Raw genomic sequence first — 24,493 nt, forward strand, 5'->3', positions numbered from 1 at the left:
GCCGGAGAAAGGCCCCGGGTGTCCGTGGGGATCCGCCTCGGCGAAACGGGCAAGGACGAGAGCTGGACCCTGATGGCCTCCGAGGAGATCGCACGGCGCGATCCTCCCGCCGAGGTGAAGGACTGCCGTGAAATGCGCCGATGGGCGCTGGCCCAGGGAGCCGTCCCCACTTGGCGTGTGCTGCACACCCTCGACATCTCCGCGAACTTCTCCACCGACGTTCGCATCACGTCCATGGCCCTGGAGAGGGACGACTCCTACGAACCGGGAGATCCCGCCCTCGCTCCGGTCGCCAGGCTTTCCTGTCTCCCGCGTCGCGGTTCGCGAATCTCCTGGCGCGACCCTGAGGCCGTCTCGGTCGTCGATGGAGAGGAATACCTTTCGAACCCCAACGCGCCCCGGGAGTACAAAGTGAGCCGGCTGAAAGGAGCCCGCGAGATCATCCTGGTGGACCTCACCGGTTCGCCCGGCCCCTTCACCTACCGGCTGAGGATCGGTCTCGAAACGAGCGTCGGGCTCCATGAAGTCGTCGCCTCCGGTGACGCCGCCCCCCTGGTGGGCGCCGAGGACGGGGCGGGCATGGGGTACTGGCCCGCTCAGTACACCTGGACGATGGCACCGTCACGCACGCTCAAGCAGTGCCCGGAAGTGCGGGACGTCCGCCCCGGCCGGGTGGCGGAGTGTTCCTGATCCCGGCGCCCCGGCCGGGCGGGCCGGGGCGAGAGGCGGGCGCGGCGGGCGCTGCGGGCGCGGGCTTTCTGGAGGGTCCAGGCCCCGGTGGCGAGGAGGAGTCCGGCGGCGAGGCTGCCGAGGAACCCGGGCGGGGCGGCGCGGAGAACGTCGTACACAGGCAGCACAGCGCGCCGAAGGGGCCGACCGCGCGCTGCTCTCCATCCCCTGGGCATACGTCAGTAGGTGCACGCTAAGACTTCAGAAGGAGAGGGCCACGTGGTCGCTGAGCACGTAGCGGATGGCGGTGAGGCCGTATCCGTGGCGGGCGAGCGCGTCGTCCCAGTACAGCTCGGGGTCATGGTCGTAGCGGATACCAACCGGTGCGCTGGTGGCGAGTCGTCGAGGACACCGAAGGTCCTGGAGAGCGCCGAATTCCACGATGACCCCGACACCAGGGGCGCCCTGGCGGTTTACATGCACGAGCTGGTGCAGCAGTACTTCAGCCGGGTCACGAACTACCTGAGTGGGAACTGGGACGGCGACTGGCAGCGTGCCGGCACCATCTCCGACTGGCGGGACCTGCGGATGACGCCGGAACAGCTCAAGTCGTTCAACGACGAGTTGATGGCCGTGATCGCGCGTCACACTCCCGCGCCCGGCACAGAGGCAGCGCCTGGGGCGCTGCCGATCATCGTGCAGATCCAGTCGTTCCCCCGCAAAGAACGGGGAAACGGATGAGCCACGAAATACGTGTCAGTCTCCTGCGTCGGCATCGGGACTTTCGTCTGCTGTGGTGTGGAGAGACCACGGGGAAGTTCGGCGCCTCCGTCACCGCCGTGGCGATGCCCCTGATCGCCGTCTCGACCCTGCACGCCAGCACATGGGAGGTCGGGTTGCTGAGCGCCTCGGCCTGGCTGCCGTGGCTGGTCATCGGCCTCCCCGTGGGAGCGTGGGTAGACCGAGTGCGCCGCAGACCGGTCATGCTGACCGCTGCCGCGGTGTCTTTCCTGCTGTTCTCCGTGGTTCCGGTCGCGGCGTGGACCGGCCATCTGAACGTTGGCCTGCTGGTCGTCATCGCGCTGCTGACGGGCACTGCCGCCGTGTTCTTCCAGACCGCCTACACCGCCTACCTTCCCAGCATTCTGGCCCCCGAAGACCAACCCGAAGGCAACGCGAAGCTGCACGGCAGTGCGTCCGCCGCCCAGATCGCCGGTCTCGGTTCCGCCGGCCTGATCGGGCAGACTGTAGGCGCGGTCAACGCGATGTTCGCCAACGCAGCGACATTTCTCCTCTCCCTCCTCTGCGTCGCGAGCATCCGCAAGCGCGAGCCACGCCGCGACAGGACGGCCGTCCGCTCCACCGCTCTGCTCGACGAAGTCGGCGAAGGCTTACGACTGGTCGCCCGCGATCCCTGGCTCCGCACGCTGACGCTCTTCGGAGCTGCCTCGAACCTGGCCCTCATGGGCTATCAGTCGATCCAGGTCGTCTTCCTCATCCATACCGTGGGCCTGGCGCCCGGAGCGGTCGGCGGACTCATCGCAGCCGCCAGCACGGGGGGTATCGCCGGAGCGTTCATCGCGCGCCGGGTCGCCGACCGGATCGGGACCGCCCGCGCAATGCTGCTGTTCGAGCTCGGATTCGCGATCTTCGCGCTGCTCACCCCGGCCGCCTCTGCCGGAGCCGGGCTCCTTCTCTTCGCCACGGGCGGATTCTGCGTGTCAGCAGGCGTCGTGGCCGGCAACGTCATCAAGGCGAGCTTCCAGCAGCGCTACTGCCCGCCGGACCTCCTTGGGCGTCTCACGACGAGCACGGCTTTCCTCAACTACGGAACAATCCCGCTGGGCGCTCTGCTCGGCGGATGGCTGGGAACTGTCTTCGATCTCCGTACAGCCATGTGGATCACGACGGCTGGAGTGCCGCTGGCCGCGCTCATCCTCCTCTTCTCCCCCATCGGGCGCTCCCGCGACTTGCCGATGGCCCCCCGCCCCAGGAGTGTCCAGGGGCAGACACACCCCCGTCCGGAGCCATCACCAAGGTCGAACTGATCCACGATGCTCCGCCGCGTGGACCTCCTCCACGGGAAAGCGGTGCCAGGTACTGCAGCCGACCGCGTACGGCCACCACGCCGGCGGCCGCGCGCTGTACGGGTACGCCGCTCAGCTGGCGTTCGCCCGGTGGACATCCCCGCTGGCTGGCGGTCGCCCGATTCGCCCATGTTCTGGACACTGTCGCAAGCGAGGGAACTCTGCTTCGGACGTTCCGCCGCCTGAAGCAGAAAAGGCCCTCGCCACTCGCTACGGCGAACGAGCCGCCGCTACCAGGCCCTGGTCACCATCGCCTGCCTACGGCATCGGCTCCCACGACTTCGCGGATCCGCCTCAACCGCCGGCAGCATCGCGTTGGCTCAGGCCGCTGAAGCCGCACGCCACGGCCCAGGATTGAGACCGGTCATGCTCGACAGTTCCGTCGGGGCATCCACTCATGCGTCCTGGACGCCCGGCCTCCCCTGAGTTCCCGTGATCGTCCGCGCCCGGTCCAGCGACCCACGGCCTGCGGGGTGCCCTGGCTTGGTATCTGATCTTCGGCCCGGCGAGGACCGCACGGGTCTCCGGGCCCGCAGAGGGAGCGAGCGAGAGGCTCGACGTCGGCTCTCGACGCCGCAACGGTGCTCGGGTTGATGAATACCGCCCATGTCGGTCCTGTCCCGCTATGAGGGTATCGGTCACACTGCGCGATGTGAGCGATACCCGCGGAGGTCGAGGGGCAGGGGCCACGGGTCCGCCCGGGCCCGATGCCTCGTCTCCCGGGCTGGGCGAGGATCAGTTGCGGGTGCTGCGGCGGTTGGGGCGGGAGTGGGGCCGGGTGTCGGCGGCTCCTGAGGTGTGGCGCCGTGCGCTGCCGGTGGATCCGGATCTGGGGAGGTTTCCTGCCCCGGCGGAGATCAGGCCGGCCCGGTTCGGCCGAGTGGTGCGGATCTCCGCGCTGGGGCCGCGTTCGGGGGAGCAGGTGGACGTGGAGGAACCGCCGCCGGGGCGGCTGGGGCGGGCAAGCGTACGGGCCCGCAGGTTTGCCGTGGGGGCGGCGCTGAAGAGTTCCGCCGTGGTGACCGAGCGGATGCGCAAGCTGCTGGCGCTGCCGGTGCTCTCCGCCGATGCCCTGTCGTCGGTCGCCTACGGTCCCGAGGCGATGCTCGCGATCCTGGTGCTGGCGGGTACGGCGGGTCTGTCGTACTCGTTGCCGGTCGCCGGCGCGATCGTGTTCCTGATGCTGGCGGTCGGGCTGTCGTACCGTCAGACGATCCGGGCCTACCCGCACGGCGGCGGGTCCTACATTGTCGCCAGTGACAACCTGGGCCGGGTGCCCGGTCTGGTGGCGGCTGCCGGGCTGATGACCGACTATGTCCTCACCGTCGCCGTGTCGATCGCCTCCGGGGTGGCGGCGATCACCTCAGCGGTCCCCTCGCTGGCCCAGGAGACAGTGCCCATCGGCATCGGGGTGATCGTGCTCCTGCTCGCCGGGAATCTCCGCGGGATCCGGCAGGCCGGTGCCCTGTTCGCCGCCCCGACCTATGCCTTCATCGCCGCAATGTTCGCACTGATCGCGTTCGGGCTGGCGGACGCCGCCGACCGCGGCTTCGAGCCGCGCCCGGCCGCGCCGCTGACCGTCACCGAATCCGTCGGCCTGCTCCTGGTCATGCGGGCGTTCTCCTCCGGCGCCACGGCGATGACCGGTATCGAGGCGATCTCCAACGCGGTACCGGCGTTCCAGCCCGTCGAATGGCGCAACGCCCGCACCACCCTGACCTGGATGGTGACCCTCCTGATCACCATGTTCGCCGGAATCGTCGTCCTGATCCACTTCACCGGTGTGGTACCCAGGAGCCAAGAGACGACCCTGTCGCAGCTCGCGCATCTCAGCTTCGGCTCCGGATGGATGTACGTCTTCATCCAGACCGCCACCGCCGCGGTACTGCTCCTCGCCGCGAACACCGCGTACAACGACTTCCCCCGCGTGCTGTCCCTGCTGGCCCGCGACGACTATGCCCCGCGGGTCTTCATGCGACTCGGCGACCGTCTCGCCTACAGCAACGGAATCCTCCTCCTCTCCCTCTCCGCCGCCCTGGTGTTCGCCGCCTTCAACGGCCTGACCGCCTCCCTGATCCCGCTCTACGCCGTCGGTGTCTTCCTCGCGTTCACGCTCTCGCAGGCCGGGATGGTCGTGCACTGGTGGCGGCTGCGCAACCGGCACTGGCGCAAGAGCCTGCTCTTCAACGCCACCGGATGCCTCCTGTCGGCCGTGGTCTTCATCACCGCGGGCATCAGCAAGTTCACTTCGGGCGCATGGGTGGCCATCGTCGCCGTCGGCCTGTTCCTCCTGATCACCACCCGGATCAAGGCACACTACGAGGCCGCCCGCACCGCCCTGCGCCTGCATCCGCACACCATGGAGCTGCCCGCACACACCGCGGAAGGACCGCTGCCCCAGCACAGAGGCCGTCTGGCGGCGAGCGGGAACGGAGAGGACGAGGAGATCCCCGAGGAGATCCGCCACCTGTCGGTCGCCGCGATCGCGACCCTGGACCTCGCGGGAATGCGGGCCCTCGCCTACACGGCCTCACTCCAGCAACCAGTCCTCGCCGTCCACATCAGCGTCACCGAGGACGAGGCCGAACGCTTCCGCGACTACTGGACCCTGTGGGGCGACCATCTCCCCCTGGAAATCGTCATCTCCCCCTACCGGGCAACCGTCGCCCCCCTCGTCCACTACATCGAAGCACTCCACCGGCACCACTCGGACCTCACCCTCACCGTGATCCTCCCGGAAATCGTCACCCGGCACCGCAGACACCAGCTCCTCCACAGCCGCACCGCCACACGGCTCCGCCGCGCCCTCCGCCCCCTCCCCAAAATTGTCATCACCACCGTGCCCTTCCACCTCCCCTGACCGGACAGAACACGCGCCTGCCGACGACGTCCCTACGAATGGACCTGCTGGAGCAAGCGTTCCCAGATTCCGTCGGCCGACCACAGCCGACGCCGCTCATAGCCGTCGTCCACGGGCCTAACCTCTCGGGCAGATCACGCCGCTGCACGCCCCTCCACACCCGGTGAGGCCCGTCGATCAGCGGCCGGTGATCCCTCCACCGGCCACAACGACCGTTGCTGACAGGCAGGAACAGCCGCAACCGTTCCCACTCGCTATCCGTGAGATCACCCAGCCGTCCCTCCGGCCGGGTGGCTGCCGCGGTCGGCCGCACGCGCGGCGCGGCGGGCGCGGTGCGCCTGTTCACGTGCTTCCCGCTCCACGGCGACTGCTCGTTGGGCAGCGGCCCGGGCCTCGTGGTGTTCGTCGCGGGCCAGGCGGAGTTGCTCTTCCAGGTCGCGTACCCGGGTGTCGGCGGCCGTCTCGGCGGCCTTGGCCCGGGTGCGTTCGGTCCGTGCGGACTCCAGTGCCGTCTCCCGGCGATCGGCTGCCCGGCCTTGCGGGCGAGGTCTGCGGCCTGGCGGGCGAGGGCCGCGACGACCCGGTGGCGGTCGTGCCCCAGTTCCCGGAGTGCCACTCCGTCCAGGCTGTGCTGGGCCTCGCGCAGATCCTTCCCCAGCTGCAGGAACCTCGCGGTCGTGGCGGGCGAGGAGGTTCGCCGACCAGGCCGCGAGCACCGGCTTCCGCAGCGCCGCGATCCGCAGCGCGGCCTCGCGGTCGCCCTCCTTTCGGGCGCGGGCTGCGTACGCGGCGCGCTCGGCGGTGAACTCGTCCGGGCGTAGCGCGTACAGCACATCGGCCACCTCCTCCGCATCCACCCCTCCACTATCCGCTCCACCGGCGCTGACGGCACCCGGGCCCAGCCGCCACCGCTGGCCGACCTTCTGGCGGGAGCCGGGCGGCGCATCGTGTCGCCCCGAGCTGCCCGACTCGATGCGGCGGCTTCGTGGTCGGCGCGCGTGTGGTGCCACTTGCGTGGACGGAGTCGGCGGCGTCATTCTGAGGGAGCTTCACAGTCTGCCGCGGTGCAGTCACGGATCGTTCGGGGTGGTGGGTGAGGGTGCCGTCCGTCGAAGGGAGCGCCGGGTGATGGGTGCAGTGCGCAGCTCGGCGCAGGATCGGCGCGCGGTCGTGAACGTGTGCTGGGTCTCTGGTCCTTTGGCTCATCAGTGGATCAGAGGGGGCGGCGCAAGGTGATCGCGTCGCTGGCAGGGCGGGCGGCCGAGGTGGGTGTCCATCGGCTCGGAGCTATCCCCCGGCATTGTCCTGCTCAGACCCTGGTATTAGCCGCGTTCAGCCACAGGCATGGTCGAGCTCGGTGCGGCACCAAGTCCCCGTGTCCAGGCCGCGTTCCGCAGGGTGCCCCGGCATCTGGCCACCCCGGAGGTGGACATGGCCAGGATCTACGACGCTGGGTTCGCCGCGGTCACCAAGACGGATGCGGACGGCGTGGACATCAGCTCGGTCTCCGCTCCGCGGGTGCAGGCGATGCGGATCGAACAGGCGGATATCCAGCCGGGGATGCGGGTGCTGGAGATCGGCTCCGGCGGGCCCAACGCCGCCTACCTCGCCGAGATGGTCACCAGTACCGGGCATGTCGTCACCGTCGACATCGATCGTGATGTCCCCCGGCGCGCGGAGGGCTTCCTCAAGGCTGCCGGCTACGACAGCGCCGTTACGGCGGTCACCGCGGACGGCGAGTTCGGGGTCACCGGGCACGGCCCTTTCGACCGCATCGTGGTCACGGTGCAGGCCACTGATGTCCCGCCCGCCTGGATGCAGCAGCTGACCGACGGCGGTCGGCTCGTGGTGCCGCTGCGGATGCGCGGGATGACCCGCACGGTCGCCTTCGTCCGCGACGGCGAGCACCTGGTCAGCGACGGATTCGAACTGTGCGGCTTCGTTCCCATGCAGGACGCCGGGGACCCACGCGAGTGTGACGCAGAACACTCTGCACGCAACTGCGCCGTACACCAGCCGGGTTCTTCCCGTTCAGGGCCGCCCTATCCTGCCCATGGATCTTGCGTGGCATGACCGAGCGGGAACGTTCCGTGATTTCTCTTGGGTCAGGGATGAGTGTTCCGCTGGTCGGCCCTCGACCGCACCGGGCCCGCACCGACGGCCGCCGTCACCGACGGCGAGAGCGGTGAGTACGCACCCGTCTGACCGACGGCCACGGTCCCCGCGGTCGGTCCGCCGCGAGGGACACCGCGACGGACACCCCAGGGGGCCTGTCACGGTTTGCGCCCCTCTCCCGCGACTCCGCCGCCGTCGCCCTGTTCCCTCGGTGCGCGTCGCGACGGTGGCGGCACACCTGCCGCCGATGCCGGTACGCGGCCCCATGGGCCACCGGTCCTCGCGCGCTGCCCCGGCCCCCAGAAACCACCGACGGGTGCGCGGGCGCGGCGGGATGCCTGGACCGGGACAGTCGACTACGTGGACCGGGTCGGGCCGAGTCGGATGCCCGGACCCGGAGAGTCGATGCGGGTACCTGGACCCGGACGGGTGCGCGGGTGCGGACGGACACCCGGGCCCGGAGCACGGTCGCCCCCCGGTCACTCGTCCGGTGCGGTGCGCGGTGCGGCGAACCCGGCCTTGGCCGCCGCGAAGGTGTCGCCGCGGATGGTGTGGATCAGCCGGTCGACCTCATCGGGGAGATAGCTGCTCCAGGGCTGATGGATCGCGGCCTCAAGGTTGCGCTTGGCGCCGGCCAGGCCCTCCGGAGCCATCGCGGCCAGCCGCTGTGCGATCTCGCCGATCCGCTCGTCGAGCCGGACCGCCGGGACGACCTCCGTCAGCAGCCCCGCCTCGTACGCCCGTGCCGCGGAGAGCTTCTCCGGCAGCAGCATCAGCTCACGGGCCTTCGCCGGACCGGCCAGCCGGGTCAGATGGTAGGGCAGGCCCAGGTCGCCGGAGACGCCGAGCGCGGTGAAGGCGGTGTTGAATACGGCGGTATCCGCCGCGTACCGCAGGTCACAGGCCATCGCCAGCGACATTCCGGCGCCCGCGCACCCCCCTCGGACAGCCGCGATCACCGGTTTGGGCATATCGGCCAGCACGCGGGGAAAGCGGCTCGCGGCCAGCAGCCGGCTCCGGTCGTCGTCCACCGAGACGCGGCGGACCACACGGAGCGAGTCGTCCGCGGTCTTCAGGTCGGTGCCCACGGAGAAGTCCCCGCCCGCGCCCGTGAGAACGACCACGCGGACCGAGGGGTCGGCCGCCGCCTGCTCGGCCGCTTCGGTCGCCGCGCGGATCATCGCCCAGGAGGTCGCGTTCCGGCGCTCGGGACGGTTGAGGGTGAGGGTGGCCACGCCGTCGAGAACGGCGTAGAGGACGGGCTGGGGCACGGGGGCTGCTCCTTGGCTCGGTGAGGGGCGCACTCTGCACGGTGGGCGGTGGCGGGCGGCACGCCCGTCCAGGGGCCTGCCGGAGCCGCTCAGGGGGACGTGCCCGTGCGGCCCGGACCCGTGCCCGGCCGGTGGCCCCTGCCCGGCACCGCCCCTCCAGGCAATCAGCCATTCCGAGATTTGGCTAGTGCATATTCACTTTCTCCTGCATGATGGGCCGAACCGAATACCTGCAACCAGCGGGTGGGAACGGTGTATTCACATCACCGCGCCCCTGCCGGTCAGCCGCCGGTCAGCCGTCGGTACCGCTCCGGGCCGCACACCGGCTCCGGCGCCTGAGCCGCCGGTCCCGGTGGACAGCCGTATCCGGCCCGCGACCGTATCCCCGTATCCCCGGCGCACCGCACGGAGCCGCACCCCCTGTCTCTCAGCAAGGAAGGCACTTCCCACATGACACAGGACCCGACCGTTCCGCTCCCGGCGCTGCGGACCGACATCGTCCACGACGGACCGCCGGAGGGTGTCGCCGACGCGGCGGCCCGGGCGGAGGCGCTGGGCGCGCACGGACTGTTCCTCACCGAGACCGCCCACGACGCCTTCATCGGTCTGGGCCTGGCCGCCCGGGCCACCGAACGCGTCCAGGTGGGGACCTCCGTCGCCATCGCCTTCGCGCGTACGCCGATGACGCTGGCGCAGAGCGCCTTCGACATCCAGCGGCTGTCCGGGGGCCGCGCGGTCATCGGTCTCGGATCCCAGATCAAGCCGCACATCACCCGCCGCTACAGCATGCCCTGGTCGCGTCCGGCCGCGAGGATGCGCGAGTTCGTGCTGGCCACCCGGGCGATCTGGCACAGCTGGCAGACCGGGGAGCGGCTGGCCTTCACCGGCGACTTCTACACCCACAACCTGATGACGCCGATGTTCGACCCCGGTCCCGTGCCCGAGGGCCCACCGCCCGTGTGGATCGCCGGTGTCGGCCCCCTGATGACGGCGACCGCGGGGGAGGTCGCCGACGGACTGATCTGCCACGCGCTGACCTCCGCCGACTATCTGCGGGAGGTGACACTCCCCGCCGTGCGGGAGGGGCGTGCCAAGGCCGAGGCGGCGGGCGAACCGTGGACGTCGCGGCCCTTCGACGTGTCGGGGTGTGTGATGGTGGCCACCGGGCGCACCGAGGAGGAGTACGAGCGGTCCGTGCGCGCCATGCGCGAGCGGATCGCCTTCTACGGGTCCACCCCCGCCTATCTCGGGGTGCTGGAGCAGCACGGCTGGGGCGAACTGCACACCGACCTCAACACCTTCTCCAAGCAAGGGCGTTGGGAGGAGATGGGGCGCCTGATCGACGACGAGACGCTCAACACCTTCAGCGTCTGCGGCGAGCCGGCCGCGGTGGGGCGTGCCGTCCGGGAGCGCTTCGCCGGGCTGCTGACCCGGGTCAGCGTGATGCTGCCGCACCAGGCGGACGACGACATCGCGTTCGAGGTGCTCCATGCGATCCGGTGACGCGGGAGACGACGGCCGTACGGTGCGACCGCCGCCGTACGGAGGGCACACGGCTGGGGCGGGCTCGGCGGCCACCGGATCCGTAGGATGCCGGGGGTGACCACGAAGAGGGCCCCAGCAGCGCCGCGCCGACCTCAGGACCGCAAGACCCAGATCCTGGCCGCGGCGGTCGAGCACTTCCACCGATCCGGGTACGGCGCGACCAGCATGGAGGACATCGCCGTCGCCGTCGGCATCACCCCCGGGGCGCTGTACCGCCACTTCCGCAACAAGAACGAGCTGCTGGTACGGGCGCTGGGGGGCGGTCTGGACATGCTCCGGGACGCCATGGACCGGGCCGACGGCCTCGACGGGATGCTGCGCGCCATAGGGGCGTTCTTCCTCGACCACCGGGGCTACCCGCTGCTGTGGGACCGGGAGGCGTCGCTGCTGCCCGAGGAGCCGCGCCTGGCCATCCGGGACAGGCACCGCGAGATCGTCTCCCGGGTGGCGGCAGCCGTGGGCGAGGGCCGTCCGGAACTGACCGGGGCCGAAACCGAACTGGTGGCCCTGGCGGCGGCGTCCGTCCTCGCGAGCCCGTCCTACCACCACACCAGCCTGCCCCGGCCGCGCTTCGAGGCACTGCTGTACGAACAGGCGTCGGCGGTGTGCCGGACGTCCGTCCTGCCGCGCCCCGGCGCCGACGCTCACCCGACCGGGGCTGCGCCGCCGCCGACGGCCGGCCCCCGGCTGACGACCCTGTCGCGCCGGGAGGCGCTGCTGATCGCGGGTGCGAGGCTGTTCACCGAACGGGGTTTCCCCTCCGTGAACATGGAGCAGATCGGGGCGGCGGCGGGCATCTCCGGCCCGAGCGTCTACAAGCACTTCGCCAGCAAGGCCGAACTGCTGCTGGCGGTGATGGCCCGCGAGCGGGCGGTCCTGAACTTCTCCCTGTCCTGGGCCGTGACCGAGAGCGTGACCGCCGGGGAGGCGCTGGAACGCGTACTGCGCTCGTACGTCACCATAGTGGAGAGCCGCTGCGGTCCGGTGGGGCTCGGCGTGAGCGACCTCAGCCATCTTCCGCCCGGCGACGAACAGGCCTTCCGCCGGGCGCAGCAGGACTATGTGGCCGAATGGGTCGCGCTGACCACGGCCGCCCGGCCCGATCTCCGGGAGGCGGAGGCACGCGTGACGACCCACTCCGCGTTCACTCTGATCAGGGGGGTGTCCCGGACGTCGAGGCTGGAGGCTCCGGCGCCGCCCGAGGCGGTGATCGGGATGGCGCTCGACGTGCTCGGCGTCGATCCGTCCCGCTGACGGGCATCCCGTTCCGCGCCGCCGGCAGGGACGGGTGCCGCGGCGCCGGCCGGGGCGAGGCACCGGAGCGAGAGCGGCTGCCGGGCGAGTTGGGGAAGAACTCCTATACATGAAGGCGCCCGTCATCTCGGCCTGCCCGGCCCGGCGGGCGCCTCGGTCCGCCGCCCGCCCCGGCGCCGGGCACCGTCGGCGGCCGGGGTGCCCTTCGCTGTAGAAGCGGATGCAGCCAGCGGAAATTTACCGCTGCGCCCTGTCCTGAAGGGTCCCTGAAGTCTTACGGTCGCTGTTCCGGCAGCTCCTCCCCCGTCGCCCGAAGGCACTGCCGCCGATCGCCCCTGAATCTTTGAGATTTCCGCCTCTGGCAAATGCAAGTTTACTTGGGGGTTGTGTCCGGAGAGTGGCGGTGCTTCACTTCACCTGCGGCCAAAACCCCCGGCCGGACTCCCAATACCATCTGCCCGGAGTCGAGGCGATCTTCCTGTGGGACCACCGGTTCGTCGGCCCGAGGCGCCGGGGCCGCCCCCTCGCCTCCGGCGGAACAGGCCATAGCCCTCCAGCGCACGACTATCCGGAGAGTTCCATGACTGCTGCTGCTCAGCCCAAGATCTCTTTCGACGCGGTTTCCCACCGCTATGGCGGTTCGGTTGGTGAAGTGCTCGCCACTGACGATGTTCATCTGGACATCGGGGTCGGTGAGTTCGTGGCCCTGGTGGGGCCGTCGGGATGCGGCAAGACCACCTTGCTGAACATGGTCGCCGGGCTGGTCAGTCCTTCGGACGGGACCGTGTCCCTCGACGGGCGGCCGATCGGGGGTGTTCCGGAGGGTCTGGGTTTCATGATGGCGCGGGACGCACTGCTGCCGTGGCGGACCGCCCACGGCAATGTGGCCTTCGCCCTGGAGTCCACGGTCTCCGGACGGCAGGAGCGGTCCGAGCGGGCGAAGGACGCGCTGGCGCGCGTGGGCCTGGGCGGTTTCGAGGACCACTATCCGTCGCAGTTGTCGCAGGGCATGCGGCAGCGGGTGGCGATCGCGCGGACGCTGGTGGCGGAGCCGAAGCTGATCCTGATGGACGAGCCGTTCGCCGCGCTGGACGCCCAGACCCGTGTCCTGGTGCACGAGCAGTTCCTGAGCCTGTGGGAGAAGACCGGTTCCACCGTCGTCATGGTCACCCACGACCTCGTCGAGGGGATCTGCCTCTCGGACCGGGTGGCGGTGATGTCCGCGCGGCCAGGACGGATCAAGGAGGACATCACGGTCCCCTTCGACCGTCCGCGTGATGTTGAAGAACTCCAGACCACGCCAGAGTTCCAGGCGATCCACGCACGGCTGTGGAGCTCGATCCGTGACGAGCTGCACACGCTGGCAACCCCGTGAGGACCACGATGAACCACACCACCGCCAAGCCGCAGCCGGCGCGGAAATCCGCGCCACCCGCCGCACCGAAGTCCCCGCGCAGGGCGCAGCCCCGCGCGAACGCGCCCTGGAGCCGTCCCCGCCTGTTCACCTACCAGTTGCTGCTGGTCCTGGCCATGCTCGGGATCTGGCAGATCGCCGCGAGGAGCGGGCTGGTGGATCCGGAGTTCCTGCCCGCCCCCAGCGATGTCGCCGACTGGCTGGGCGAGGTGTTCTCCGACGGTTCGATCTGGCCGCATCTGGCCTCCACCGGCCTGGCGATGGTGATCGCGTTCGTGACGGGTTCGGTCGCCGGGATCGCCGTGGGCGCGCTGTTCGGCCGGTACGAGAAACTCGCCGCGGTGGTCGGCCCGCCGGTCCTGTTCCTCAACGCCATCCCCCGTGTCGCGCTGGCTCCGCTGTTTGTGCTCTACCTCGGCATCTCCATCTGGTCGCGGGTCGCGGTCGGCTTCAGCATCATCTTCTTCGTCCTGCTCCTGAACACCCTCGCCGGACTGCGCGCCGTCGACTCCGACCTCGTCAAGCTGGCCAGGCTGCTGCGCGTCCCGGCCCGGCAGACGTTCTGGAAGGTCTCCTTCCCTGCCGCGGTCCCCGCGATCTTCGCCGGGCTCAAACTCGCCGCGGTCTACTCACTGCTCGGTGTCGTCGTGGGCGAGATGGTCGCCTCCGAGGACGGCCTCGGCCAGCTCATCGTCTTCCACAGCAACCTGTTCAACCTCCCCGGTGTCTTCGGCGCCCTGACCATCCTGGCCACCCTCGCCAGCATCCTCACCATGGCCATGAACTACGCCGAACGCCGGCTCCTCGCCTGGCAACAGCACTCCACCCACTGACGGGCGGTCCCGGGGCGAGGGCCGCCCGTGCCGCGCGCAGCTCCGTTGAGCCGCCGGGGTCCCACGGCCCGGACCACCGGCCGCTGTTCGAGGCGCGGCCGCGACGTGCGCACGCCGGAACCACTCACACACTTGCTAGGAGCCACGTCACATGAGAGCCTTCCGTACCCTGGCGGCGACCGTCGTCGCGGTGGCCCTGCTCGGCACCGCCTGTTCGCCGGGGGGATCCGACGACCCCGACTCGATCCGCATCGGCGTACTGCCGGGCAGCACCCAGCAATTGCCGGAACTCATCGCCACCTCGCAGGGCCTGTTCAAGAAGGCCGGTCTCACGGTGAAGACCGTGAACATGAAGAGCGGCCCCGAAGGGGTGACACTCCTGATGGCCGGGGAGGTCGACCTCGTGGCGACTCCCCCCGGGGCGGTCCTTCCCATGAGTGAACGCGTCACGATCGTGGCCGGGCAGCAGCGGAACCTCGGCATGGAACTGGTTCGCCGCAAGGGGTTCAAGGACTCCGAAACGAAGAAACCTTTCCCCGAAGTCATGAAGGAGCTGGCGGGCGCGAAAATCGGGATTCCCGCCATGGGCGGCTACGGCCAGGTGCTCCTGGAGGAGATGTACGCACAGTCCGGGGAGTCACCGGGCAAGGCGAACTTCGTCGCGGTGGGCACCGGGCAGACCCAGATCAGCGCCCTGTCCACCGGCCAGGTCGACCTGACGTTCTCCAACCCGATCGCCGCCGCCACGCTCAAAGAGAGGGACAAGGGGGAAACCCTCGTCCTCAGCCGGGACGTTCCGAAGATCAACAACTTCCCCGAGATGGTCTACGCGACCAAGCGCGGTGCCTCCGGCAACACGAAGAAGGCGATCGCGACCTATCTGGGCGCGGTGGAGGAGGCCATGGACTGGTCGAAGAACCCGGCCAACACCAAGGCGCTGGCAGCCGAGATGACCGAGGGCTTCGGTATCAAGGACCCGTCCGTGGCCACGGCCGTCGCCGAGGCGTTCAGCCCTTCCGGCGGCAACCAGGTCGGCCAGTACGGCCTTGACGTCGACCGGGCGGGCTTTGACTCCCTGGTCGCCTTCATGGTGGAGAACAAGCTGCTCAAGAAGTCCGTCGGCTACGACAAGGCGGTCGGGCTGATCAAGCCGACCCCCTAGGACGTGTCGTCGAGGTCCCGTCCGCCCGCCGGGAGAACGGGACTCTCACGACACTCCTTGGCGACAGAAGGTCCCCGCGGCGGGACGGGCCCCGACATCGGGGACCGCGCGCCGCTCACCCGGCGGCCTCCGCACGGAGCCCCGCGAGGGTGGCGAGGCGGTCCCGGTGGCCGTTCATCGGGCCGAGGAGGGTCTGGGCGTTACGGGCCCGGCGGTAGGCGAGATGGGCGGGGTGTTCCCAGGTGAAGCTGATGCCGCCGTGCACGGCCTGGTTGCCCCGGGCACAGGTGTCGAGCGCCTCGGCGCAGGCGATGAGGGCGTGTTCGGTGTCCAGCGGTACGGGCGCTCCGGCGCGTTCGGCGGCCTCGCCCGCCTGCCGCAGGACGACGGCGGCGGACTCGGCGGCGACGAACATGTCGGCCAGCCGGTGCTTGACGGCCTGGAAACTGCCGATGGGGCGGCTGAACTGATGGCGGACCCGGGCGTAGGCGACCGCTTCGTCGAGGGCCCGGCGGGCGGTGCCGAGGCATTCGGCGGCGAGGACGAGGGCCGCGACGTCCAGGGCCCGGCTCACCGCCGACCAGTCGCCGACCGGGACGGCGGGCGTGGCGCCGAGGGAGATCCTGGCCTGCTTACGGGTCAGGTCCACGGCCTTCAGCGGTGTCCGCTCCGGACCGGGGGCATCCGCGTCGACCGCGAACAGCCGTATGCCGTCGTCGGTACGGGCGGGCACCAGGAGCAGATCGGCGGTGCAGCCGTCGATGACCGCGGTCTTCACCCCCGTGAGGGCCCAGCCGTCGGTGGTCCGCTCGGCGCGGGTGCGGATGCCATCGGGGCTCCAGCCGGCCGGTACGCCCTCACCGGCCTCCAGGAGGGCGAGCGTGGCAGTGGTGGTTCCGGCCGCGATGCCCGGCAGATACCGTGCCCGGACCTCGTCGTCACCGGTGGCGTCGAGCGCGGCGGTGGCGATCACGGTGGCGAGCAGGGGGCCGCCGTACAGGGCGCGTCCGGCCTCCTCGAACACCGGCAGCAGATCGGCGTGGGAGAATCCGGCGCCGCCGTATTTCTCGCCGACGACGAGCGCCGTGGCGCCGATGCCGCCGGCGAGTTCGCGCCACAGGTCCGCGTCGTGGCCATCGGGGACGTCCATCCACTGCCGGACCCGCTGTTCGTCGTGCCGGCGGGACAGCAGGGTGCGCACGGTCTCCGCGAGCGCGGCGCGTTCCTCGGACCGCGCGCTGAGGGCGGTGGTGGTCACGGTGTCTCCTCGGGCCTGGGGGTGGGCAACTGACTGAACGGGATCCCGCGTTCGACCGACGGTTCGCGGGGCAGCCCGAGGATCCGTTCGCCGATGGTGTTGCGCTGGATCTCGTCCGTACCGCCGCCGAAACCCAGCCCCGGCGCGTCGAGGATCTGAAAGGCGAGGTACTCCGTGTCGTCGCCGTCCTCCCAGACGGCGCCGCCGGAGAAGGCGAGGTCCGCCGCGATCCGGGCGTTGCGCAGACCGTTCTCCGTCCTCAGCAGCTTCGCCAGGGAACTGACGGGTCCCGGGGAGGCGCCGCTGCCGCTGATGTCGCCGATCCGGTCGCTGACCAGGGTGGCGGTGCGCTCGCCGAGCCAGGCGTCGAGCAGTTCGCGCTGCACCGCCGGATCGTCGGCCCGCCCGGCGCGACGGGCCCGCGCGGTCAGCTCGGCGACCGGCAGGGGACGGCGCGGGGCCCCGGCCCCGGGGCGGGAGACGGCCGCCCGCTCATGGCCGAGCATCGCCATGACGACCTTCCGGCCGTCACCCGGCCTCCCGATCATGCGGTCGGCGGGGACGTGGAGGGAGTCGAAGAAGACCTCGTTGAACTCGCAGTCCCCGGTCATCTGGCGCAGCGGCCGCACCTCGACGCCGGGCGCGTCCATGTCGATGAGGAACGCGCTCAGCCCTTCCTGCTTGGGCAGATCGGGGTCGGTGCGCGCGATGAGCAGACCGATGTCGGCGCAGTGCGCGAAGGAGGTCCACACCTTCTGGCCGGTGACCCTCCACCCGCCCTGCTCGTCCGGTACGGCCCGGGTGCGCAGCCCGAACAGATCGGAACCCGCCTCCGGCTCGGAGAACATCTGACAGGAGATCTTCTCGCCGGACAGGATCTTCGGACCGTACTCCGCGCCGAGCCGTTCGGACCCGAGGGTGGCGAGGGTGGGCACCAGGATGCCGACGCCGAGCATGAACAGTCCGTCCTCGGGCGGGATCGCTGCTCTCGCCTCCTCGGCGAAGATCTGCTCGTAACTCTCGGGCAGCCCCTGCCCGCCGTACGCGGGAGGGACGGTGAGGCCGGCCAGCCCGGCGCCGAACAGGGCTCTGCGGTACGCCACGGCCCGGGCGTTGAAGCCGGTGACGCCGTCCAGCACGGACGGCACCTCCTGGTGCAGGAAGTTCCGCACCCGGGCGCGGAATTCAGCGGGGTCGATGGGGGTCACGTCGTTCCAGCTCCCGAGCGGTATGAGCCCGTGGTGGGCGATTCTGGGATGCGGGCATACGGTTCGGATCCCCGGCGTTCACGCGTGGATCCGAACACTCCCCGGCGCGGCCGGGGTGGTCCAAGCAAGCCCGGACGCTCAACAAGTTAATAATTACTAGCTTTCATGTCCATAGTTCGGGCTGGACTTCCCGCTTTCCCATCGCATTGATCAGGGAGGGAGCGTCGAGCTGCCCGTCAGGGATGAAGGAATCCTGCCCCGAAGGAGGAGTGAACGCCCTGACTCCGGCCGAGGCGGCCGTCCAGGTGTGGGGGAGTTCCGTCGCCGGGTCCCCGCCCCCGGACGCCGGGGCGGCGCGGTGGCGGTCCCCGCGGCCGACGGCCCTCCCGGCCGCCGCGTCGATGACGTGGGACGGACCGCCCCAGGCCCGCCCTTCCCCGCTTCCGCAGTCGGGTCTCCAGCGGCGACAAGTGAACCTGCCGTCGCCCGCGCGGCCACTCGATCGACTCGTCGGAATCCACGACTCGGATACGCACCCCTCGGCGCATACCGCCATGAACAGGTGGCAGTTGATCCCGAAGACATCTTGACGTCAGGCGCGCGAGACGCTTGAGTGAAGATGCATTAGCCATTTCGCTCCTGTTGGAGAAGGTTCGGCAACGACTCGGCGCCGTCCGGGCCGCGACGGGCGGGGATACGGGCGGCACGGCCCGGTACAGCCCGGACAACGGGCGGGAACCGGCCGGACACGCCCCGTACCGCCCCGGACCCCGCCGCCGGTCCGCATGGCCGCTCACCCACGCCGAACGCGCCCCGCGCCCCCTCCCGTGAATCCGCCCTCGCCCAAGGAGCTGTGACTGTGACAGGCCCCCTCGCCCATCTGAAGGTCATCGAGTTCGGCGGCATCGGCCCCGGCCCGTTCTGCGGCATGCTGCTCTCCGACCTCGGCGCCGAGGTCATCCGCGTGGACCCGCTCACCGCGGCCGGCGCCCCGGCGCGCAACCAGGTCACCCTGCGCGGCCGGCGCTCGATCGCCGTCGACCTCAAGAACCCCGAGGGTGTGGCGGCGGTCCTGCGGCTGGTCGAGACCGCGGACGCGGCCTTCGAGGGGTTCCGCCCCGGTGTCGCCGAGCGGCTGGGCCTCGGACCGGACACCTGCCTGGCCCGCAACCCCCGCCTGGTCTACGGCCGGATGACCGGCTGGGGCCAGGAGGGACCGTACGCGAACGAACCCGGCCACGACATCAACTACATCGGCCTCAGCGGCGCCCTGGCCGCCGTCGGCGCGGCCGGCGGCGACCCCGCCGTACCGCTCAACATGGTCGGCGACTTCGGCGGCGGCGGGATGCTGCTCGCCTTCGGCATCACCAGCGCCCTCCTGCACGCGCGCGCCACCGGCCAGGGCCAGGTCGTCAACGCGGCCATGACCGACGGCAGCGCCCTGCTCCTCGCCACGGCATTCGATCTGATGGCGTCGGGCGCCTGGACCGACCGCCGGGGATCCAACACCCTCGACGGCGCCGCCCCCTACTACCGCCCCTACCGCTGCTCCGACGGCCACCACATGGCCGTCGGCAGCATGGAGCCCCAGTTCTACGCCGCGATGCTCAAGATCCTCGGTCTGGAGGGCGACCCGCTCTTCGCCGTCCAGGAGGACCGCGACTCCTGGCCCGCCATGTCCCGGCGGCTCGCCGGGATCTTCGCCGGACGCACCCGGGCCGAGTGGACCGAACTCTTCGACGGTGAGGGCGCCTGTGTCACCCCGGTGCTGTCCATGACCGAGGCCCCCGCCCACCCGCACAACGCCGCCCGCAACACCTTCCTCACCGTGGACCACTCCGGTACGCCTCAGGCGGCCCCCGCACCGCGCTTCAGCGCCACCCCCGCCGGCGGCCCGCGGCCCGCACGGCGTACCGGCGCCGACACCCGGCAGGTGCTGGAGGAGGCCGGTGTCGACTACGCGCCGCTCCGCGCCGGAGCGGTCGTGGCCTGACCCGGTACCCACCACCCACCCGACCGGATCCGTCACCACGGACATCCGCGACAGAGACACACACCTGGAGGTTCCTATGGACGGTCGAGCCCATGTCCCCGGTGTCGGGATGATTCCCTTCACCAAACCCGGGCGGAGCGACGACTACGACGTGATGGGCGCGCGGGCGATCAACGCCGCGCTGGAGGACGCCGGCATCGCCTACGAACTGGTGCAGCAGGCGTACATGGGCTACGTCTACGGGGATTCCACCTCCGGTCAGCGAGCGCTGTACCGGGCGGGGATGACCGGTATCCCGGTGGTCAACGTCAACAACAACTGCGCCACGGGATCCTCCGCCCTGTGGCTGGCCCGGCAGGCCGTGGAGAGCGGCGCGGTCGAGTGCGCCCTCGCCGTCGGTTTCGAGCAGATGCGGCCCGGCGCCCTCTCGGCGCACTGGGACGACCGGCCCGACCCGCTGGGACGCTTCAGCGACGTACTGCACGAACTGCACGGCGAGGACGACACCGCGCCGCATGTGGCACGCCTGTTCGGCGGGGCGGGCGTCGAGTACGTCGAGAAGTACGGCGTCGACCCGGCGATGTTCGCCAAGGTGGCGGTGAAGTCCCGCACCCACGCCGCCAACAACCCCTTCGCCGTGTTCCGCGAGCCGGTCACCGAGCGGCAGGTGCTGGAGTCACCCCGGCTGTTCGGACCCGTCACCCGGCTGCAGGCGTGCCCGCCCACCTGCGGGGCCGCCGCGGCCGTCCTGTGCACACGGGAGTTCGCCCTCCGGCACGGCCTGCGCACCGATGTGGCCGTCCGCGCCCAGGCGATGAGCTCCGACACCCCGGACACCTTCGACGACAAGAGCATGATCAAGGTCGTCGGCGCCGGTCTGACCGGTTCGGCCTCCCGGCAGGTCTACGAGGCGTCCGGCACCGACCCCCGGGACATCCGGGTGGCCGAGGTGCACGACTGCTTCACCGTGAATGAGGTGCTGTGCTACGAGGCGCTGGGGCTGACCGGTGAGGGGGAGTCGGAGAAGTTCGTCGCCGAGGGGCGGAACACCTACGGCGGACAGGTCGTCGTCAACCCCTCCGGCGGCCTGATGTCCAAGGGCCACCCGCTGGGCGCCACCGGTCTCGCCCAGTGCGCCGAACTGGTGTGGCAGCTGCGCGGTACGGCCGGAGCCCGCCAGGTCGAGGATGTGACGCTCGCCCTCCAGCACAACATCGGCCTCGGTGGCGCCGGTGTCGTCACCCTCTACGAGAGGGTCTCCTGACATGCCGCTGGACCGTACCCTGATCGGCAGCCGATCCCGCGATGTCGTCACCGAGGTCGAACGCGGAAGGCTCCGGTTCTTCGCCCGGGCGACCGGCCAGAGCGCACCGGAGTATGTGGACGTCGAGGCCGCCAGGGCGGCGGGACACCGGGATCTGCCGGTGCCGCCGACCTTCCTGTTCTGTCTGAACATGGACGTCCCCGACCCCTTCGGGTTCCTCGACGAGCTGGGTGTCGACCCGCTCGCGATCCTGCACGGCGAGCAGTCGTTCGAGTACCACGCCCAGGCTTACGCGGGGGACACCCTGACCTTCTCCACCGTGATCTCGGACATGTACGACAGGAAGGGCGGAGTGCTGGAGTTCCTCGTCCGGTCCACCGATGTCACCCGGGACGGGGAACTCATCGGCCGGATGACCTCCACCCTCGTCATCCCCGACAGGTCCGGCAACACAGGCAGGTCCGGCAGCACCGGCCGCACCGGCAGGTCCGACAGCACCGGAAGTACCGGAAGTACCGGCAAGGAGGCGTCCGCGTGAAGACCGGCGACACCTTCACCCTTGAGGTCCCGCAGATCACCCGCACCACACTCGCCCTCTACGCGGGCGCCTCGGGAGACCACAATCCGGCACACATCGACATCGACGCCTGCCGCGTGGTCGGCATCCCGGACGTCTTCGCCCACGGCATGCTCTCCATGGCCTACCTCGGCCGGCTGCTGACGAACTGGGTGCCCCTGGGACGGATCCGCTCCTACCAGGTGCGGTTCGCGGTCATCACCCCCGTGAACGCCACCCCCACCTGCCACGGCACCGTGACCCGTGTCGAGGACGGTATCGCCCACCTCGAACTCACGGCGACCCTCTCCGACGGGACGGTGACCCTCCAGGGCTCCGCGACCGTCGCCACCAACTGACACGAAGGACGTACGCACATCATGGGAACCCTGGACGGCAAGGTCGCCATCGTCTCCGGCTCGGGCCGGGGCATCGGCCGGGAGATCGCCCTCAAACTCGCGTCGGCCGGCGCGGCCGTCGTCGTCAACGACCTCGACCCGGCCCCCGCCGAAGAGACCGCCGCCGACATCCGGGCCGTCGGCGGCGACGCGGCCGTCCTCGCGGGCTCGGTCTCCGCCGACGGCTTCGCCGAGCGCTTCGTCGCCGCCGCCGTGGACTCCTTCGGCGGCCTGGACATCATCGTCAACAACGCCGGATTCACCTGGGACGGCGCCATCCAGCGGATGGGCGACGACCAGTGGGACGGCATCCTCGACGTCCATCTGAAGGCGCCCTTCCGGATTCTGCGCGCGGCGCAGCCGTATCTGAAGGCCAACCCGGCCGACTACCACCGCAAGGTCGTCAACATCTCCTCCATCTCCGGTCTGTCGGGGGTGGCGGGCCAGGCGAACTACTCAGCCGCCAAAGCGGGTGTGATCGGTCTGACCAAGGCCATGGCCAGGGAGTGGGGCCGCTACAAGGTCAATGTCAATGCCGTGGCCTACGGCTGGATCGCCACCCGGCTGACCGAACCGGTCACCGAGGCGAAGCACATCGACATCGAGGGCCGGAAGATCAAGGTCGGGGTCAACGCCCAGATCGCGGACAGTGCCGCCGCCACCATCCCGCTCGGCCGCCCCGGAACGCCGGTAGAGGCCGCCGGCCCCGTCTATCTGCTGTGCACACAGGAGGCGAACTACGTCAGCGGCCAGGTCCTCACGGTGGACGCGGGCAACCGCTGAGCCGCGTACGAGGACACCGGCCCCTCCGGCGCCGGACCCCTCGTACGCGCGGCGCGGGACCCGGCCTGGTCCCGACCGTCCCTGTGCGTGGTGTCGAGCCCGGTGTACGCGCGGCGCGGAGCCTCGCCCTCCGTCCGGACGGCGCGGGCCCCCGGCCCGCCCGCTCCTCCCGCCCGCCGTCCGGCCCCGGTTCCGGAGGCGGTCCCGGCACGGAGGGCGGGAGGGCCGGTGCCGCGCGTGCGGTCGCGGTGGGGCGGCCGGAGCCGTGGCGCCTCGTCCCGACCGGTTCCCGGCGAGCCGGGTCGCGCACCCGGGCCGCGCCGCCTCGCGCGTACCGCCCCGTCCCACGCACAGGAATGAGCAGCGCCATGAAACGCACCCTCTACACCGCGGACCACGAATCGTTCCGCACCGCCATCAGAAGCTTCATAGCCAAGGAGATCACCCCCGACTTCGCCGCGTGGGAGACCGCCGGGCACCCGCCGCGCGAACTGTTCCGCAAGCTCGGCGCGCTCGGGGTGATGGGATTCGGCATCCCGGAGGAGTACGGCGGGCCCGGGGAGACCGGCTACCGCTACCAGGCGGTCCTCAACGAGGAGATCGCGCGGGCCGCCGTCAGTCTGGTCCACTACAACGTGAGCACCGGGATAGTCCTCCCGTATCTGCTGAACCTGGCGGACGACGAACAGAAGAAGCGCTGGCTCCCGGGCATCGCCACCGGTGACATCGTTCTGTGCATCGCCATGACCGAACCCGGCGCCGGGTCCGACCTCGCCGGCATCCGCACCACCGCCATGCTCTCCGCCGACGGGGACCACTACCTCCTCAACGGCTCCAAGACCTTCATCACCGGCGCGGTCAACTCCGAGTTGTGCGTCGTCGTCGCCCGGACCTCACCGCCGACCGGGGGCGACCGCCGTACCGGACTCAGTCTGCTGGTCGTCCCCACCGACACCGGCGGATTCACCGTCGGCCGGAGACTGGACAAGCTGGGACTGCACGCGAGCGACACCTGCGAACTGTCCTTCACCGACGTCCGCGTGCCCGCCGCGAATCTGCTCGGCGCGGAGGGCGACGGCTTCGGCCACCTCGCCCGGAACCTCCCCCGGGAGCGGCTCGCCCTGGGCGTGGAGGCCGTCGCACGGGCTGCCGCCGCGATCGCCCTGACCCGTGACTACACCCGCGAGCGCACCGTCTTCGGGGCGGCCGTCGCCTCCTTCCAGAACTCCAGGTTCGTCCTCGCCGAGTGCGACACGGAGGTCGCGGCCGCCCAGGCCCTCGTCGACCAGGGCATCCGGCTGGAGGAGAGTGGCGATCTCACCCCCGCCGACGCCGCCCGGATCAAACTCTTCGGCACCGAGACCGCGGGCCGGGTCGTCGACAAGTGTCTGCAACTCCACGGCGGTTACGGCTACATGCTGGAGTACCCGATCGCCCGGCTGTACGCGGACACCCGTGTCAGCCGTATCTACGGCGGCACCAGCGAGGTCATGAAGACCATCATCGCCAAGGACATGGCGCTCTGAACCACTCGTCACGACGGCCACCGTGCCCCGTCGCGCATTGGCCACCCGCCGTGCGGGCGTGGCCCTCGGAGCCGGGCGCCGCCTCCGCCCCCGGGACCACCGCCGGGGCCTGTTTCACCTCCGGGCGGTCCAGAGGGCCGCGCACACCACCAGGGGCGCGGACGGGTCCGCCGGGCGACCTCCGCCGCCCCGCCGGCCTTCCGGTGGCGCAGTCGGTGGCGGCGGTCCAGGCGCTCTTGAGGCGCCGGTGGCCGTCGTAGGTGAAGCATTGTTTGTCGCCGAGGGCGGTGGAGCGGT

21 protein-coding genes are annotated in these 24,493 nt (G+C 70.7%); 16 read left to right on the plus strand and 5 right to left on the minus strand.

Translation table 11 applies throughout. The features are described from left to right. On the plus strand, window positions 1-690 hold a 690-nt coding region (locus tag ACWF94_RS07240), incomplete at its 5' end, for a hypothetical protein (RefSeq protein ID WP_453485549.1). A 240-nt stretch (window positions 691-930) separates the two neighbouring features. Here ACWF94_RS07240 and ACWF94_RS07245 read toward each other — a convergent pair. After that, window positions 931-1,110: a hypothetical protein gene (locus ACWF94_RS07245; protein WP_453485551.1), complete on the minus strand. Its 180-nt coding sequence runs from the start codon at window positions 1,108-1,110 to the stop codon at window positions 931-933. Window positions 1,111-1,146: 36 nt separating this feature from the next. Here ACWF94_RS07245 and ACWF94_RS07250 point away from each other — a divergent pair, with 36 nt between their 5' ends. From ACWF94_RS07250 to ACWF94_RS07260, 3 genes are all read left to right on the plus strand, one after another. Further along, window positions 1,147-1,410 carry a hypothetical protein gene (locus ACWF94_RS07250; RefSeq protein ID WP_453485552.1) on the plus strand — a complete coding sequence of 88 codons (264 nt, stop codon included), beginning with the start codon at window positions 1,147-1,149 and terminating at the stop codon, window positions 1,408-1,410. Further along, window positions 1,407-2,717, plus strand: coding sequence for an MFS transporter (locus tag ACWF94_RS07255; protein ID WP_453485554.1), 1,311 nt, complete (start codon window positions 1,407-1,409; stop codon window positions 2,715-2,717). Before ACWF94_RS07250 ends, ACWF94_RS07255 begins: the two co-directional genes overlap by 4 nt. 1,069 nt (window positions 2,718-3,786) lie before the next feature. Beyond that, complete coding sequence (locus tag ACWF94_RS07260) at window positions 3,787-5,616, plus strand: APC family permease (protein ID WP_453485583.1); 1,830 nt, start codon at window positions 3,787-3,789, stop codon at window positions 5,614-5,616. 266 nt (window positions 5,617-5,882) lie between these two features. On the opposite strand, the gene ACWF94_RS07265 is transcribed toward ACWF94_RS07260, so the two are convergent. Beyond that, window positions 5,883-6,473: a hypothetical protein gene (locus tag ACWF94_RS07265; protein ID WP_453485556.1), complete on the minus strand. Its 591-nt coding sequence runs from the start codon at window positions 6,471-6,473 to the stop codon at window positions 5,883-5,885. A gap of 487 nt (window positions 6,474-6,960) precedes the next feature. Between ACWF94_RS07265 and ACWF94_RS07270 the strand changes: the two genes are divergently transcribed. Further along, on the plus strand, window positions 6,961-7,689 hold the full coding sequence (locus tag ACWF94_RS07270; protein WP_453485557.1) for a hypothetical protein: 729 nt from the start codon (window positions 6,961-6,963) through the stop codon (window positions 7,687-7,689). A 521-nt stretch (window positions 7,690-8,210) separates the two neighbouring features. On the opposite strand, the gene ACWF94_RS07275 is transcribed toward ACWF94_RS07270, so the two are convergent. Next, window positions 8,211-9,002, minus strand: coding sequence for an enoyl-CoA hydratase/isomerase family protein (locus ACWF94_RS07275; RefSeq protein ID WP_453485559.1), 792 nt, complete (start codon window positions 9,000-9,002; stop codon window positions 8,211-8,213). Window positions 9,003-9,452: 450 nt separating this feature from the next. Here ACWF94_RS07275 and ACWF94_RS07280 point away from each other — a divergent pair, with 450 nt between their 5' ends. The 5 genes from ACWF94_RS07280 to ACWF94_RS07300 all read left to right on the plus strand — a co-directional run bounded on the left by ACWF94_RS07280 (window position 9,453) and on the right by ACWF94_RS07300 (window position 15,210). Continuing rightward, on the plus strand, window positions 9,453-10,505 hold the full coding sequence (locus ACWF94_RS07280) for a TIGR03617 family F420-dependent LLM class oxidoreductase (protein WP_453485560.1): 1,053 nt from the start codon (window positions 9,453-9,455) through the stop codon (window positions 10,503-10,505). Between the two features lie 96 nt (window positions 10,506-10,601). Continuing rightward, entirely contained in the window at window positions 10,602-11,801 is a 1,200-nt protein-coding gene (locus ACWF94_RS07285; RefSeq protein WP_453485562.1) for a TetR/AcrR family transcriptional regulator, read from the plus strand. A gap of 580 nt (window positions 11,802-12,381) precedes the next feature. Continuing rightward, window positions 12,382-13,176, plus strand: a complete 795-nt coding sequence (locus tag ACWF94_RS07290) for an ABC transporter ATP-binding protein (RefSeq protein WP_453485564.1) — start codon at window positions 12,382-12,384, stop codon at window positions 13,174-13,176. 8 nt (window positions 13,177-13,184) lie between these two features. After that, complete coding sequence (locus tag ACWF94_RS07295; RefSeq protein ID WP_453485566.1) at window positions 13,185-14,048, plus strand: ABC transporter permease; 864 nt, start codon at window positions 13,185-13,187, stop codon at window positions 14,046-14,048. A 151-nt stretch (window positions 14,049-14,199) separates the two neighbouring features. Continuing rightward, window positions 14,200-15,210, plus strand: coding sequence for an ABC transporter substrate-binding protein (locus ACWF94_RS07300; RefSeq protein ID WP_453485568.1), 1,011 nt, complete (start codon window positions 14,200-14,202; stop codon window positions 15,208-15,210). 115 nt (window positions 15,211-15,325) lie between these two features. Here the strand turns inward: ACWF94_RS07300 and ACWF94_RS07305 are convergent, their stop codons facing one another. Both ACWF94_RS07305 and ACWF94_RS07310 read right to left on the minus strand, forming a co-directional pair. Then, the gene (locus ACWF94_RS07305; protein WP_453485570.1) at window positions 15,326-16,468 is read right to left on the minus strand and encodes an acyl-CoA dehydrogenase family protein; all 1,143 of its coding nucleotides are present in this window, start codon (window positions 16,466-16,468) and stop codon (window positions 15,326-15,328) included. Then, on the minus strand, window positions 16,465-17,676 hold the full coding sequence (locus ACWF94_RS07310; protein WP_453485571.1) for an acyl-CoA dehydrogenase family protein: 1,212 nt from the start codon (window positions 17,674-17,676) through the stop codon (window positions 16,465-16,467). The genes ACWF94_RS07305 and ACWF94_RS07310 overlap by 4 nt, the downstream gene beginning before the upstream one ends. Window positions 17,677-18,535: 859 nt before the next feature. Between ACWF94_RS07310 and ACWF94_RS07315 the strand changes: the two genes are divergently transcribed. The 6 genes from ACWF94_RS07315 (at window position 18,536) to ACWF94_RS07340 (ending at window position 24,196) form a co-directional block, all read left to right on the plus strand. Continuing rightward, entirely contained in the window at window positions 18,536-19,669 is a 1,134-nt protein-coding gene (locus ACWF94_RS07315; RefSeq protein ID WP_453485573.1) for a CaiB/BaiF CoA transferase family protein, read from the plus strand. Between the two features lie 76 nt (window positions 19,670-19,745). Then, window positions 19,746-20,933 carry a lipid-transfer protein gene (locus ACWF94_RS07320; protein ID WP_453485575.1) on the plus strand — a complete coding sequence of 396 codons (1,188 nt, stop codon included), beginning with the start codon at window positions 19,746-19,748 and terminating at the stop codon, window positions 20,931-20,933. 1 nt (window position 20,934) lies between these two features. Next, on the plus strand, window positions 20,935-21,471 hold the full coding sequence (locus tag ACWF94_RS07325; RefSeq protein ID WP_453485577.1) for a MaoC family dehydratase N-terminal domain-containing protein: 537 nt from the start codon (window positions 20,935-20,937) through the stop codon (window positions 21,469-21,471). Continuing rightward, a complete protein-coding gene (locus ACWF94_RS07330; protein WP_453485579.1) occupies window positions 21,468-21,848 on the plus strand; it encodes a MaoC/PaaZ C-terminal domain-containing protein in 381 nt (126 codons plus the stop codon). The genes ACWF94_RS07325 and ACWF94_RS07330 overlap by 4 nt, the downstream gene beginning before the upstream one ends. A 21-nt stretch (window positions 21,849-21,869) precedes the next feature. Further along, the gene (locus ACWF94_RS07335) at window positions 21,870-22,670 is read left to right on the plus strand and encodes an SDR family NAD(P)-dependent oxidoreductase (protein WP_453485580.1); all 801 of its coding nucleotides are present in this window, start codon (window positions 21,870-21,872) and stop codon (window positions 22,668-22,670) included. A 368-nt stretch (window positions 22,671-23,038) separates the two neighbouring features. After that, entirely contained in the window at window positions 23,039-24,196 is a 1,158-nt protein-coding gene (locus ACWF94_RS07340) for an acyl-CoA dehydrogenase family protein (RefSeq protein ID WP_453485581.1), read from the plus strand. Window positions 24,197-24,493 lie beyond the last annotated feature (297 nt).

Source organism: Streptomyces sp. NPDC055078, assembly GCF_053607985.1.